Raw genomic sequence first — 13,316 nt, 5'->3', positions numbered from 1 at the left:
CCCAGGCAGTGACTACGCTTCGTCCGGAATGACGGCGGTCGCTTCGATCTCGACCTTCGCGTGGTCTTCGATCAATGCGACGACCTGCACCGCGCTCATCGCGATCCGGTAGTCGCCGATCAGTTCTCGAAAGCCGCGGCCGATCTCTTTCAATGCATCGAGGTATTCGCGTTTGTCGGTGACGTACCACGTCATTCGAACCAGATGCTCCGGCTTGCCACCGGCTTCGCGCAGCACCGCGACGACGTTGCGCAGCGCCTGCACGGCCTGATCGGCGAACGTGTCGCTGTGAAAGCGGTTCTGTTCGTCCCAGCCGATCTGCCCGGCGATAAAAACCTGCGTGCCGTGTGCGGCCACGCCGTTCGCATAGCCGCGCGGCGGCGTCCAGCCCGCGGGCAACAGATCTTTTTTCATGAGCGTGTTTCCTCGGTATTCGTTACGGATGTGGGCTGCGTTGCGAAGGTCGCGAGCGCGGCGGCGATGTCGTCGGGAATGTCGATCGACTGGCCGCTGTCGAGCGACATCGTGACGAGCACCTGATGCGCGCTAAAACGCACTTCGTCGCCGCTGCGGCAGACGATCGCGATGCGGATCGAACGTTGTCCCGTTGCATCGAGCGTGAGCGACAGCGTGACCGTTTCGCCCATCCGGCTCGGTCGCGAGAATTCGCAGTCGAGCTTGACGATCGGCAGGCCGACGCGGCGCAGCGCGATCATGTCCGCATAGTCGATGCCGAGCCGTTCGGTGAACCAGTCCTCGACGAGCGCGTTGGTCATCACGAGGTACTGCGGATAGAACACGATGCCCGCCGGATCGCAGTGCGCGAAGCGGATGCGCATCGGCATCTCGAACGTGCCGGCGTTCATCGCGTGCGCTCCTGATCTGCCGCATGCGCTTTCAGCAGATCGCGTCCGACGATCAATTGCTGCACTTCGGTCGCGCCTTCGTAAATGCGCAGCGCGCGGATCTCGCGATACAGCGTTTCGACGGTGGTGCCGCTTTGCACGCCCATGCCGCCCCACAGTTGCACGGCCGCGTCGATGACCTGTTGTGCGCCTTCGCTCGCGTGCCATTTCGCCATCGCGGCTTCGCGCGTGACGTTCTCGCCGCGATCGCGCAGCCACGCGGCGCGATAGACGAGCAAGGCACTGCTGTCGATTGTCAGCGCCATCTGCGCGAGTTTGGCCTGCGTCAACTGGAAGTCGCCGAGCGTTTGACCGAACATCTTGCGCGATGCCGCGCGTGCGAGTCCTTCGGCCATTGCGCGACGTGCGAAGCCGAGCGATGCAGCGGCAACCGATGTGCGAAAAATATCGAGCGTACGCATCGCGAGTTTGAAACCTTCGCCGCGTGCACCGAGCAACTGATCGCGCGGCACACGTGCGTTCGCGAAGCGCAGCCGGGCAAGCGGATGCGGCGCGATCACGTCGATACGCTCGGCGATCTCGAGCCCCGGCGTATTCGCATCGACGATAAACGCCGTGATGCCGCGTGCACCCGGCGCTTCGCCGGTGCGTGCAAACACCACATAGAAATCCGCGATGCCGCCGTTCGAGATCCACGTCTTCTCGCCGTCGAGTACCCACGTGTCGCCGTCTTCGCGTGCGGTCAGTGCCATCGCGGCGACGTCGGAACCGGCTTCGGGTTCGGACAGCGCGAATGCGGCGAGCGCCGTGCCGTTCGCAACGCGCGGCAGATAGTGCGACTTCTGCTCATGCGTGCCCGCCAGCGAAATTGCGCCGGAGCCGAGCCCCTGCATCGCGAGCGCGAAGTCGGCGAGGCCCGCGTGCTTCGCGAGCGTTTCGCGCAGCAGACACACGGCGCGCGTATCGATCGTGTCGCCGTGACCACCGTACGCCGTACCGCCGACGCCGTATTTCAACCAGCCCGCCGCACCGAGTTCACGGACGAGCGAGCGACAGGTCGCGTCGACGTCATCGTGCGGAACGTCGTGCAGATGCGCGGCGGACCACGCCTCGATATCGGCGGCAAGCGAGCGATGATGGTCCTCAAAAAACGGCCATGCGAGTGCGCTGTGCGGATCAGGTGCGCTCACGTCAATCTCCTTCGAACACGGGACGCTGCTTCGCCGCGAATGCGCGGTACGCGCGCTCGAAATCGCGCGTGTTCATGCAGATTGCCTGCGCCTGCGCTTCGGATTCGATTGCCTCGTCGATGCTCATGCTCCACTCCTGATGCAGCATCTTCTTCGTGATGCCGTGCGCGAACGTCGGACCGGCGGCGAGATCGGCGGCGAGTTGGGTCGCTTCGGCGGATAGCACATCTGGCTCGCACAGCCGGTTGTAGAAACCCCATGCGTGGCCTTCGTCGCCGCTCGCCGCGCGGCCGGTGAACAGCAGCTCGGCGGCTCGCCCCTGGCCGATGATGCGCGGCAGGATCGAACACGCACCCATGTCGCAGCCTGCGAGACCGACGCGCGCGAACAGGAACGCGAGCTTGCTGCGCGCGGTGCCGAGACGCAGATCGGAAGCCATCGCGAGGATCGCGCCTGCGCCGGCACATACGCCGTCGACGGCTGCGACGATCGGCTGCGGACAATGGCGCATCGCTTTGACGAGATCGCCGGTCATGCGCGTGAACAGCAGCAGTTCGGGCATCGGCAGGTTGATCAACGGCGCGATGATTTCGTGCACGTCGCCGCCCGAACAGAAGTTGCCGCCGGCGCCTTGAATGACGATCGCTTTCACGTCGGTGGCGTACGCGAGCTGACGGAACAGGTCGCGCAGTTCGGCGTAGGACTCGAACGTCAGCGGGTTTTTGCGCTCAGGGCGATTTAGTGTGACCGTGCCGACGCCGTTGGCGACGCTCCAGACGAAGTGCTGCGCGGTGTAGCCGGCGAGTGTTGTGCGATTGCCTGCCAGCAGCCGGTCGACGAGATTGTTGGTGTCTGTTGATGAAGTCATGCGCGCTGTCTCCTTCGATTCGATGCGGTTCAGCGGCTCACGTTGTCGAGCAAATGCTTTTTGAGCTTGCCGAGGCGCTGATGCATGCGAGATTTGTCGTCGAGCCCGAGGCCGCCGAACAACTCGACGACCCACTGTTCATGCGCGACCGCCATCCGGTCGAACTGCGCGCGACCGGCCGGCGTGAGCTTCACGCTGATCGAGCGACGGTCGTTCGGATCGGCGCTGCGCACGACGAACCCTTCGTTCTCGAGTTGATCGGTAATGCCGGTGACGTTGCCGCCGGTCACCATCAAACGACGCGACAGCTCGGTCATCTTCAAGCCGTCGGGATGACGTTCGAGCTGCGCCATCATGTCGAAGCGTGGCAGCGTCGTGTCGAATTCGGCACGCAGACGCTTGCGCAGCTCGGCTTGCACGAGATTCGTCGTGGTCAGCATACGCAGCCACAGACGCAGCCCCATGTGACTGTCGACGCCGGTGCTCATCTCGAGATCGACGACGTTGTCAGCGGGCTTTGCGACACCCTTGCGTGGGCTGCGCGTTTCCGCTGCGGTTTTCTTCGGGCTGGCAGCCTGGGTCACGTGATTTCTCCACCGGAAACGGAAATGGACTGGCCGGTTATCGATTCCGAACCGCTCGCGCACAACCACAGCACGGCGTTCGCGACTTCGTCGGGGGCGATGAAGCGGTGTTGCGGGTTCTGGCGCAGCAGCGCTTCGCGTGCGTCTTGCTCGCTGCGCCTGGTTTTCGCGGTGATCTGGTCGAGCGATGCCTGCAGCAGTTCGGTTTCGGTGTAGCCGGGGCACACCGCGTTGACGGTGATGCCGCGCGTCGCGACTTCGCGTGCGAGCGAACGCGTGAGACCGATCACGCCGTGCTTCGCTGCGCAGTACGCGGCGACGTACGCGTAGCCGGTTTGTCCTGCGGTACTCGCGACGTTGACGATGCGGCCGTAGCCGCGTTCGAGCATCGCAGGCAATGCGGCACGCGTGCACAGGAACACGCCCGTCAGATTGACGTCGAGCATGCGTTGCCACAGCGCGGTATCGGTTGCGGCGAACGGGGCGGCCTGTGCCTGGCCAGCGTTGTTGACGAGGATGTCGATCGGGCCGAATTGCGTGGACGCCGCAGCGAATGCTTCGGTCACGGCTGCTTCCTGCGTGACGTCGACGCTGACACAGCCGACGTGTTCCGGCGCACCGAGTGTGTCGCGTTGCGCAGCGAGGCGTGCTGCGTCGCGACCCATCAACGTGACGCGCGCGCCTGCGCGTAGCAGCGCGGCCGCGGTGGCCGCGCCGATTCCGCTGCCACCGCCGGTGACGACCGCGTGCCGCCCTTCGTGGGTTGTGCTGGCTGTCATACTGTGCCTTCCGCGCGTTGCGCGATTTCGAGCGGCGACAGACGCGCGCTTTCCAGTGCGATTGCGCGTTCGCGTTCGTAGTTGCGTTCGAGTTGCGACTTCGCGGCCGTGTACTGCTTCGGCCACATCACGTCGAAATAGCCTATTTTTGCGGCCTCGTTGAGCGTCCATGACGGATTCGCGAGATGCGGCCGCGCGACCGCGCACAGATCCGCACGACCCGCCGCGATGATGCTGTTCACGTGGTCCGCTTCCGAAATCGCACCGACCGCGATCGTCGCGATGCCCGCTTCGTTGCGGATGCGATCGGCGAACGGCGTCTGGAACATCCGGCCATACACGGGCTTTTCTTCCTTGCTGACCTGACCCGACGACACGTCGATCATGTCCGCACCCGCTGCCTTGAATGCACGCGCAATCTCGACGGCATCGTCCGGCGTCGTGCCGCCGTCGACCCAGTCGTGCGCGGAAATACGCACGGAAATCGGTTTGTCGGCGGGCCACACTGCGCGGATCGCAGCGAAGATCCGCAGTGGATAGCGCAAGCGGTTCTGCAAGGAACCGCCGTAAGCGTCGGTGCGTCGATTGGTCAGCGGCGACAGAAAACTCGACAGCAGATAGCCGTGCGCGCAGTGCAATTCGAGCCAGTCGAAACCGGCGGCTGCCGCCATTTCCGTCGAGCGGACGAACTGCGCTTCGATCTGGTCGAGATCGTTCGTGGTCGCTTCGCTCGACCATTGACTCACGCCGTCGAGATACTGCTGCTGCGATGCCGACACGAGTGGCCAGTTACCGTCGGGCAATGGACGATCGATGCCTTCCCAGCTGACGCGCGTCGACGCTTTAGCTCCCGCATGGCCGATCTGCATGCCGATCTTCGCGTCACTATTCGCGTGCACGAAATCGACGATGCGCTGCCATGCCGTCTGCTGTTCCGCCGTGTACATGCCGGGGCAGCCGGGCGTGATGCGCGCTTCCGGCGAGACGCAGGTCATCTCCGTCATCACGAGCGCGGCGCCGCCCATTGCGCGCGCGCCGAGATGCATCAGGTGATAGTCGCCGGGCACGCCGTCGACGGCCGAGTATTGAGCCATCGGCGATACGACGACGCGATTCTTCAACGTGACGCCGCGCAGCGTGAATGGCGTGAACATCGGCGGGACCGAATGTTGCTCGGGCGCGTGCGTGACACCCGAGCGTGCGGCGAGCCAGTCTTCGAATGCGGACAGATAGTGCGCATCGCGCGAGCGCAGATTTTCGTGCGAGATGCGCTGCGAGCGCGTGAGCAGCGAGTAGGCAAACTGCTCGGGTTCGAGTGCGGTATAGCGCTCGACGTGTTCGAACCATTCAGTGGAATTGCGCGCGGCGTTCTGGATGCGCAGCACGTCGACGCTGCGTACTTCGGTGTAGTGCGCGAGCGAGGCGGCGAGGTCGTCGGGATGTGCGCGCATGCTGTTCGCGAGTTCGATCGCATCTTCGAGCGCGAGCTTCGTGCCCGAGCCGATCGAGAAATGCGCGGTGTGCGCCGCGTCGCCCATCAGCACGACCGGCGTTTTACCGCCGCGCGGATTGTCTTTCCAGTGCACCCATTCGCCGTTGATCACACGCGGGAAGCGAATCCATTGCGACGAGCCGCGCAGATGCGCGGCATTCGACAGCAACGGCTGATCGTCCAGATACTTCGCGAAAAGCCGTTCGCAGAACGCGATGCTTTCTTCCTTGCTCATCGTGTCGAGACCGGCTGCACGCCATACATGCTCCGGCGTTTCGACGATGAACGTCGACATCTCGTCGTCGAAGCGGTACGCGTGTGCCTGGAACCAGCCCCATTCGGTTTCTTCGAACGCAAACGTGAATGCGTCGAAGAGCTTGCGTGTGCCGAGCCAGACGAAGCGGCAGTCGCGCATATCGACGTCGGGGCGGTAAGTGGCCGCGTATTTCTGGCGAATGGCGCTGTTGGCGCCGTCGCACGCGACGATCAGGTCGGCGTCGTAGACGTCGTCGTCGACGACCTGGGTTTCGAACACCAGCTTCACGCCGAGCGCTTCGCACCGTTCCTGCAGGATATTCAGCAGACGTTTGCGGCCGATGCCGCAGAACCCGTGACCCGACGAGCGGATGCGCCGGCCACGGAAATGGATTTCGATGTCGTCCCAGTGATTGAACGCATCGAGGATGCGTTCGGCGCTCGGCGCATCGGCGCCGTGCAGATTACCGAGCGTCTGGTCCGAGAAGACCACACCCCAGCCGAACGTGTCGTAAGGCCGGTTGCGCTCGACCACCGTGACTTCGTGCGCGGGATTGCGGCTTTTCATCAACAGGCCGAAGTACAGCCCCGCCGGGCCGCCGCCGATACAGACGATGCGCATGCTCGTTCCTTGCGTGGATATCGGGTTTAATTTAGTTGTTGATAGTTTAGATGTCAATGAAAAAGGGGTGGGGTTTTCCTGATGGCGGTGGGGTTGATCCGATTAATTTCGGTTACGAAGCTTCGATTTAGCTTTGGTTACGGCGCTCTTGACGGCCGCTGAGCCTTACTTGGTTAGCCGTAACCAGATTTAATTGTCCTAGGGCGCTGAAGCGTTTTCCAGCGTCATTTTTTGCGATTGCTCCTTATATCTTTGCTCTTTGCGCGGGTGCAGTGACGAAATTCCCGGATATAGGTAGCAACACTAATACCACGTAAGCGGTCATCCACACATTGGCATCCAGACCGGTGGCAAGAGTTCTCGCGCGTTCGTGCAGACTTGCAAATCGCAGAAGGCTTTGCGAGAGATGCTCGCACGCGTTGCGAGCGGCCGGAATTTTTAGGCTATAAGAGCCTGATTTACACAGTGAGGCAAAGCAAACACGGAAACCCGGCACGTGCGGTGTGGAGATACTTCAATTGTGATGCCGCATGCTTGAAGACACGTTTGCCTCCCCGGTCGCGATCGTGTTTGTGCCGCCATAGCGGAAGTATTTGACGTTGCTACACAAGCTTTCTGTCGATGCTGGTGGTTGCGTCTTCGATTATTCGTAGCCGTCTGCCAGCAGATGGCGAGCAGGCCAGACATACAGGGCGACAACGCCACGTAGGCCCGCTTGATGAGCGGCGGAAATCCTGCGCCCCCGGAACAGGAACGTGTTCGAAACGACGCAAGTGCCTGGCTTCAGATTCCGGTCAAGCAGCTCACCTACACTGGGCATGACTGTGGGCATCAGATAGCAGACGATCGCATCAGCGCGACGCAGGTCGTCACGAAAGAAGTTTCCCCATTTCAGTGACACGTTCGACAAGCCATGCGTTCTCAACCGGGATATTAGATAAGGGAATAGTGCTATTTCTATCCCTTCAACAGATGCGTCAGGAAATGCCTGCGCCAACGCAACGGCTAACGCGCCCCACCCACTTCCCAAATCAACAATCATGGCCTCCCTGACAAGACTTGCACGTTTAAGCAAAGCGATGACCTCATTTACCTCCGCTCTACTGGACGAAAGTGTCGGTACTCCGGTAAGTAATGCATAAACGACGAGGGACACACTAATTATAATAATAAGGATAACTACAAAATATAAAAACTTATCCATAATTTTATGAAAATATCCTTTCGCCTCTGTTATTCGTGATCCGAAATCACAGCTGTCTTTTAGAAAGATCGTTCGGATTCTGGCGCCTTTCGGGTTTCAACTGTGACAGCTTCGTGATGGTGAACGTGACGCGTTAGCATTGCTTTTGCGAAGACTCTTCTTACCCGCGAGGTTGAGTGCATAGTGGCAACGGGTGTGGAGCAGGCTATCCGTTGATCCTAAAAGCATTGTCGCGACTTAGATGCGTTGCGGAAACCAGTCCTAAGTTATGCCGTCGGGAAGAGTGTAAACGTTGGCCAGGATGATTCGAAGTCCACAAGGAATGTTCGGTCACAGTGAGGTGAAGCGAACGCAGAAACCTGGTAATCGCCTGACAGGAACATTTTCAGTTCTGGTGCCGTACGAGCGGCAACAGAAGATAGGACGCGTGCGCCTCGCCGGTTGCAACCGTGTTTGTGCCGCCATAGAGGGCAGGGTCGCGGTGCGGATGAGCGGCGAAGAAGAGCCCCGAATTGTTCGAGTTTGGAAGGTCGTAATCGTTGGCGTGAATGGCGTTGGCGTCACGCCCGTAACCGAAGTCGGTGCCCTGGATCGTCAGCGCCAGGCGATATCCCTTCGGAATCACGATGCTTGTCGGTTCGGTAAATTCCACATCCACCGGATAGAGCGTTGCGGGAGTCATGGGCTCCGACGCGAGATGCGGATGAGACGGGCTGTACGCGGTCGATTTCTCCGGATCGATGGCGCGACGCGAAACGCGCAGATAGCCCAGGTCAAGCGGCACATTCGGATCGCTGTTGCCCATAAAGGTGACGTCCCGGCCCTGCGGGTCTATTAGCCTCAGGGCCGCGAAAATGTCCATGTCCGCAGTCGAGGAACTGACCCAGAGTCTTACGCCGATCGGCCCGGTAAACTCTGTCTCCTCAGTGAAGGGCGCAGTATTGAACGTCAGCCCTTCGCCCAGTCCGGAATAGGATTTCTGTGCGGGCGCGGCGGTTTCAAGAGCGGGACTCATTGTTCCGCGTGCGGCATCAAGATAATAGTGCTCCCATTGCGTGCCCGGAAGCGGCCACTCGGATGCATACCGCCAATTGGCACCGTCCGGACGCCGGACCTGCACGGCGACGCGCGGCTCCTTCTCCCAACCGTTGTTCACTCCCTTAAGGAAATGGTCGAAGAAGCGTTTTTGTAGCGCGAGCGATTCCTCCGAATAGAAAGGCGTCAGATGATCGCCGGTCTGGATGCGCAACCATTTCTGCTTGCTGGCGACGGTGATATAGCCAGCTGTACTCCAGTCCGTCCAGTTGGCGACGTCGAGCACCGGCAACGTAATCTCGCTACCGTCCGGGGTTCGCCGACGATAATAAGCGTCATCGAACGGATGCCTGGCGAAGGCTTCGACCGGATCGACACGGTTCTGCTTAAGCACTTCAGCGGAGAGAGGCGCTCCGGTGTCCCTACCGCCACTGATGGAGTCGTTCAACGGCGTTTCTGAATTTCCATTCTGGTTGGGCACCACCTGATGGGTCCACCAATATTCCCATGAAACATTGAGAAGCCCGCCGTAATAGGCGATTTCGCGATATTGATCGAAGGCGCCCTCCCAAGGCAGGATCGCCGCGAGCCCCTCCGGCCTCAAGGCAGCGACCTGATATTGATTTATTGCGTGGAACGACGTGCCAAGCAGGCCTACCTTTCCAGAACTCCAGGGCTGATGCGCCGCCCAGGCGATCAGCGTTGCATAGTCCTCGGTCTCACGCGGGGAGAATGGATCGAGCACGCCGGGCGAGGCACCGGCCCCGCGGACATCGGCGTGAATCACGATGTAGCCATTTGCGATCCACCGTTCGGGATCGGGCGCCTCGAACCGGATGTAGCGGCACGAGGACTTCTTGCAGAGATCGGGGTATTTCGCAATCAGCTTTTCCCAGGACGTCTTATAAGCTGGCGCATCGGCAAGCCGTGTGTCCTTGCCGTAAGGCCCCATCAGCATCAGCACCGGGTAGCGGCCTGACTTCTCCGGACGATAGATATTGACGCGCAACGCCAGACCATCGGTCATGGTAACCGGCACGTCATGGTCGAAGAGCATGCCCGGGACACCGCTATTGATCTGCTCTGCCGCACAGGGTTGGGCGAATGCGATGAGGAAAGCAGCGGCCAGTGGCACGAGTCTGGTCAAAAGCATCGGGTACTCCTGGTGGTTGGGAAATCGCTCCGCGAGACTATTGGGTGAGACGGACCCGGGAATCGTGCATTGACATCCAGTTTCTCGGTCCAGTGCACGGAGCTATTGACGTTTAAGGACGCACATCACACAACGCAGCCGCAAGGTCGGTCATCAGTTGCGGATGCTGCGGCTCCCAGCACAGTTGCTCCCGTGTGGCCTGACTGGAAACCGGGTTGTCCGCGCTGACAAAAGGTGCGAGCCAGCCGAAATGCCTCGCAGCGTCTTCGGCCAGCAAGGGCACGAGTGGAACGTCGAGATGGTGTCCAATCGCCTCTGCAATGTCGCGGAAGGGGATGCTTTCCTCGGCCACCGCGTGATAGCGGGCGCCCGCCACGCCGTGTTCAAGCGCGAGCCGGAACAGCCGTGATGCGTCGAGCCGATGTACGGCAGCCCATCTATTTCGCCCGTCAACGGGATAGGCGGACATCCGCTTTTTCCGTGCGATCCCGATCAACCGCGTGATGAGCCCGAGCCTGGTCTCGTCATGCACGGACGGTGGTAGCCGAACGATTGTGGCGCGTACGCCACTCCGAGCGAAATCCAATGCAATCTTTTCAGAAGGCGCCCTGGCGCCGCCCACGGCGCCGGGGTCGGCGATGTCAATTTCCAGCGCCGGTTTCCCTTGTGTCATTGCCATTGTCGGAAAGGCGATGATCAGCGAGCCCTTCCTCGCGCCCAGTGCGCCGCCGAACGTCTCTATCGCGCGCCGCTCTGCACTAACAGCCGCAGTCGTGAATCGCTTGACGATATCGACCGGGCGACCGCCGAACATGATTCGCAGGCGAGTGCTGAGGTTAGTTTGCGAGAGCGCATGAAAGAAGGCGGTATGAATGACGCCATCGGCTGCTGCCGCTGCCTGATGCAGGGTTTCGAGATTCTCGATCGTTCCGCGACAAGCCTTTGCGCCTAGCGCGTCGAGTAAAGCAGCAGTTTTCTCCGAGCGCACCAACCCGGTAACCTCGTGGCCGGCCGCAACGAGATCGCGAACAATGGCGGAGCCTATGAATCCCGTGGCGCCAGTAACTAGAACCCGCATTCCGTCCTCCTTCGATGTCACTTTAGTGGGAAGACGCGGCCGGTCCCGAGCTGAAGTACCCGGATTGCGTGAGGTCGGCGAGGAGCCCGGGCTGCTCCGGCACCCAGCCGAGAAGCGCCTGAGTGTGGTTGCTGGCGGCCGGTGCGTCGATGGACACGAATGGTGCGAACCATCCGAAATGTGCGGCGGCTTTATCTGGAGAGAGTGAAACCACTGGTAAGCCCAGGCTACGGCCTATGGCCCCGGCGATATCCTTAAGTGCGATTCCCGTTTCACCGATTGCATGAAAGGGACCGGATGTTGCTTTCTCCAGGGCCAGTCGGTAGACACGGGCGGCATCGAGCCGATGCACGGCAGGCCAGCGATTGAGTCCCTGGCCCACGTAGGCGGAAATTCCCTTTTCGCGAGCGATGGCTGCGAGACGCGGAACGAAACCGTGGTCGCCCATGCCGTGAACCGACGGTGCAAGGCGTATCGTGGTTGCCCGCACACCACGCGCGATCAGCTCTGAAACGGCCGCCTCAGAGGCGCGGGGGAAACTTTCGGTTACAGGAGGCGCAACATCTTTCTCCGTCACGATTCGGCCAGGAGCCAGTAGGACGACACCAGATGTCACAAGGAGGGGGCGGTCAGAACCTTCCAGCGCAGCCCCCATCGCCCGAATGGCAAGCCGCTCTGCCAGACTGTTCTCGGCGAATCGGGACCAGTCATGGTTAAAGGCCGTATGGATCACCGCATCTGCTTTAGAAGCACCCTCATGCAGGCACTCGATATCCTCGAGCGAGCCAATAAGAGCCCGTGCCCCGGTTGCAGAGAGTTCTGCTGCGCGCTCTGCCGAGCGGACCAGCCCAATGACCTGATGCCCGGCTTCAATCAGTTCCCGAACCACCGCGGAGCCGACCCAACCAGTTGCTCCAGTAACGAATATCCGCATCGCTAGATCTCCTGTTCCGTTTCCAGCACAGACTACGGCATTGAGTCGGGACGATCTATGGTTTAAAGTTCGTATTTGGTATTCGATCGTTCGAGAGACTTTGCGTATGGACCCACTATCGGATGTTCTGTCGTTGCTGAAGCTGCGCAGCTACGTGTCGGGTGGCTTCAATGCTGGCGGGGACTGGTGTGTGCGGTTTGGTCCGCACGAAGGGATTAAATTCCATGCCGTTCTTATGGGGCAGTGCTGGGTTCAGGTGGATGGTGAACCCGAGCCGCTGAAAATCACCGAGGGGGAGTGCTTCGTGCTTGCGAGAGGAAAGCCTTTTCAAATCGCTAGCGACATGGCCCTGGAAGCAGTCGATTTTCGTACACTCGTACCGCAGATCCGGGATGGTCGTATCGTGACCTACAACGGCGGCGGAGAGTACCTGAGCATCGGTGGATATTTCACCCTTGCCGATGGGCAGGCCGATCTGCTGTTGAATATGCTCCCACCTGTCATCCATGTCCGGGAGGAGCCTGCTCCGGCAACGTTGAGATGGTGTATCGAGCAGATGAGACGGGAATTGCACGAGCCCCAGCCGGGGGGCGAGATTGTTGCCCAGCAATTGGCCACGATGGTGCTGGTGCAGGCGTTGCGGCTGCAACTTTCCGGTGGACTGAGCGATGGGGTCGGCTGGCTGTTCGCTCTGGCGGACAAGCGTATGCGGGCAGTGATCAGCGCGATGCACGAGACTCCCGAGGCGAATTGGACCCTCCGTACCCTCGCCGAGAAGGCGGCAATGTCGCGAACGACGTTTGCGATCAGGTTCAAGGAGCTGGTTGGACTTTCGCCGATGGACTATCTGACGCGCTGGCGCATGACGTTAGCTGCGGACAGGCTGGCGCGTTCGCATGACTCCATCTACGAAATCGGCTTCGCGGTGGGGTATGCGTCAGAAAAATCCTTCAGCGCGGCATTCAAACGGACGATGAACTGTTCACCGCGCCAGTATGGTCGTCGACAAAACGCAGGGTAGATGACCTACGGTAGAACGAATCCCGGCAGGCATAAATGCCTGGTCAAACGTCCGATGTCTCCATTGCCGCGCTCACGATATTGAGCAGTCGCTTAGCCTTGCGGCTGTCGAATGGGTGTCCTTCATGCATTCGCTCTGAACGTAACTGACGGCGGGCCAGAACATCCCTTGGCGAACGCGAGTAGGAACGTCACAGACCTGCAGGCCCGGAGATCGGCAATCGCAGACACACAAG

The 13,316-nt window shown here is 60.7% G+C and carries 12 protein-coding genes; 1 reads left to right on the top strand and 11 read right to left on the bottom strand.

Annotated elements, in window-relative coordinates; translation table 11 throughout:
• Window positions 1-12: 12 nt before the first annotated feature.
• The 11 genes from E1748_RS06685 to E1748_RS06635 all read right to left on the bottom strand — a co-directional run bounded on the left by E1748_RS06685 (window position 13) and on the right by E1748_RS06635 (window position 12,060).
• Window positions 13-414 (bottom strand): RidA family protein, encoded by a 402-nt coding sequence (locus E1748_RS06685; RefSeq protein ID WP_133646324.1) that lies wholly within the window; start codon window positions 412-414, stop codon window positions 13-15.
• Window positions 411-866, bottom strand: coding sequence for an acyl-CoA thioesterase (locus E1748_RS06680; protein ID WP_133646323.1), 456 nt, complete (start codon window positions 864-866; stop codon window positions 411-413). The genes E1748_RS06685 and E1748_RS06680 overlap by 4 nt, the downstream gene beginning before the upstream one ends.
• Entirely contained in the window at window positions 863-2,056 is a 1,194-nt protein-coding gene (locus E1748_RS06675; protein ID WP_133646322.1) for an acyl-CoA dehydrogenase family protein, read from the bottom strand. Before E1748_RS06675 ends, E1748_RS06680 begins: the two co-directional genes overlap by 4 nt.
• 1 nt (window position 2,057) lies before the next feature.
• The gene (locus E1748_RS06670) at window positions 2,058-2,924 is read right to left on the bottom strand and encodes an enoyl-CoA hydratase family protein (RefSeq protein WP_133646321.1); all 867 of its coding nucleotides are present in this window, start codon (window positions 2,922-2,924) and stop codon (window positions 2,058-2,060) included.
• 29 nt (window positions 2,925-2,953) lie between these two features.
• On the bottom strand, window positions 2,954-3,508 hold the full coding sequence (locus E1748_RS06665; protein WP_133646320.1) for a MarR family winged helix-turn-helix transcriptional regulator: 555 nt from the start codon (window positions 3,506-3,508) through the stop codon (window positions 2,954-2,956).
• Window positions 3,505-4,287 carry an SDR family NAD(P)-dependent oxidoreductase gene (locus E1748_RS06660; protein WP_133646319.1) on the bottom strand — a complete coding sequence of 261 codons (783 nt, stop codon included), beginning with the start codon at window positions 4,285-4,287 and terminating at the stop codon, window positions 3,505-3,507. Before E1748_RS06660 ends, E1748_RS06665 begins: the two co-directional genes overlap by 4 nt.
• On the bottom strand, window positions 4,284-6,656 hold the full coding sequence (locus E1748_RS06655; protein WP_133646318.1) for a bifunctional salicylyl-CoA 5-hydroxylase/oxidoreductase: 2,373 nt from the start codon (window positions 6,654-6,656) through the stop codon (window positions 4,284-4,286). Before E1748_RS06655 ends, E1748_RS06660 begins: the two co-directional genes overlap by 4 nt.
• 643 nt (window positions 6,657-7,299) lie before the next feature.
• Complete coding sequence (locus tag E1748_RS06650; protein ID WP_133646317.1) at window positions 7,300-7,860, bottom strand: methyltransferase; 561 nt, start codon at window positions 7,858-7,860, stop codon at window positions 7,300-7,302.
• A gap of 385 nt (window positions 7,861-8,245) precedes the next feature.
• Window positions 8,246-10,048, bottom strand: a complete 1,803-nt coding sequence (locus E1748_RS06645; protein WP_133646316.1) for a CocE/NonD family hydrolase — start codon at window positions 10,046-10,048, stop codon at window positions 8,246-8,248.
• Window positions 10,049-10,160: 112 nt separating this feature from the next.
• Window positions 10,161-11,126, bottom strand: coding sequence for an SDR family oxidoreductase (locus E1748_RS06640; protein ID WP_133646315.1), 966 nt, complete (start codon window positions 11,124-11,126; stop codon window positions 10,161-10,163).
• A gap of 22 nt (window positions 11,127-11,148) precedes the next feature.
• Window positions 11,149-12,060 carry an SDR family oxidoreductase gene (locus E1748_RS06635; protein ID WP_133646314.1) on the bottom strand — a complete coding sequence of 304 codons (912 nt, stop codon included), beginning with the start codon at window positions 12,058-12,060 and terminating at the stop codon, window positions 11,149-11,151.
• Window positions 12,061-12,166: 106 nt separating this feature from the next.
• Between E1748_RS06635 and E1748_RS06630 the strand changes: the two genes are divergently transcribed.
• Window positions 12,167-13,081 carry an AraC family transcriptional regulator gene (locus E1748_RS06630; protein ID WP_133646313.1) on the top strand — a complete coding sequence of 305 codons (915 nt, stop codon included), beginning with the start codon at window positions 12,167-12,169 and terminating at the stop codon, window positions 13,079-13,081.
• Window positions 13,082-13,316: the final 235 nt, after the last annotated feature.

The sequence above is a fragment of the Paraburkholderia flava genome, assembly GCF_004359985.1.
In the GTDB taxonomy this organism is placed as follows: domain Bacteria; phylum Pseudomonadota; class Gammaproteobacteria; order Burkholderiales; family Burkholderiaceae; genus Paraburkholderia; species Paraburkholderia flava.
Note: the sequence above shows the minus strand (reverse complement) of the source record. Positions and strands in the feature narration are given on the sequence as shown.

Coding starts and splice junctions, on each gene's coding strand:
- E1748_RS06685 (WP_133646324.1), bottom strand. CDS start 414: ATGAAAAAAGATCTGTTGCCCGCGGGCTGGACGCCGCCGCGCGGCTAT.
- E1748_RS06680 (WP_133646323.1), bottom strand. CDS start 866: ATGAACGCCGGCACGTTCGAGATGCCGATGCGCATCCGCTTCGCGCAC.
- E1748_RS06670 (WP_133646321.1), bottom strand. CDS start 2,924: ATGACTTCATCAACAGACACCAACAATCTCGTCGACCGGCTGCTGGCA.
- E1748_RS06660 (WP_133646319.1), bottom strand. CDS start 4,287: ATGACAGCCAGCACAACCCACGAAGGGCGGCACGCGGTCGTCACCGGC.
- E1748_RS06655 (WP_133646318.1), bottom strand. CDS start 6,656: ATGCGCATCGTCTGTATCGGCGGCGGCCCGGCGGGGCTGTACTTCGGC.
- E1748_RS06650 (WP_133646317.1), bottom strand. CDS start 7,860: ATGGATAAGTTTTTATATTTTGTAGTTATCCTTATTATTATAATTAGT.
- E1748_RS06645 (WP_133646316.1), bottom strand. CDS start 10,048: ATGCTTTTGACCAGACTCGTGCCACTGGCCGCTGCTTTCCTCATCGCA.
- E1748_RS06640 (WP_133646315.1), bottom strand. CDS start 11,126: ATGCGGGTTCTAGTTACTGGCGCCACGGGATTCATAGGCTCCGCCATT.
- E1748_RS06635 (WP_133646314.1), bottom strand. CDS start 12,060: ATGCGGATATTCGTTACTGGAGCAACTGGTTGGGTCGGCTCCGCGGTG.
- E1748_RS06630 (WP_133646313.1), top strand. CDS start 12,167: ATGGACCCACTATCGGATGTTCTGTCGTTGCTGAAGCTGCGCAGCTAC.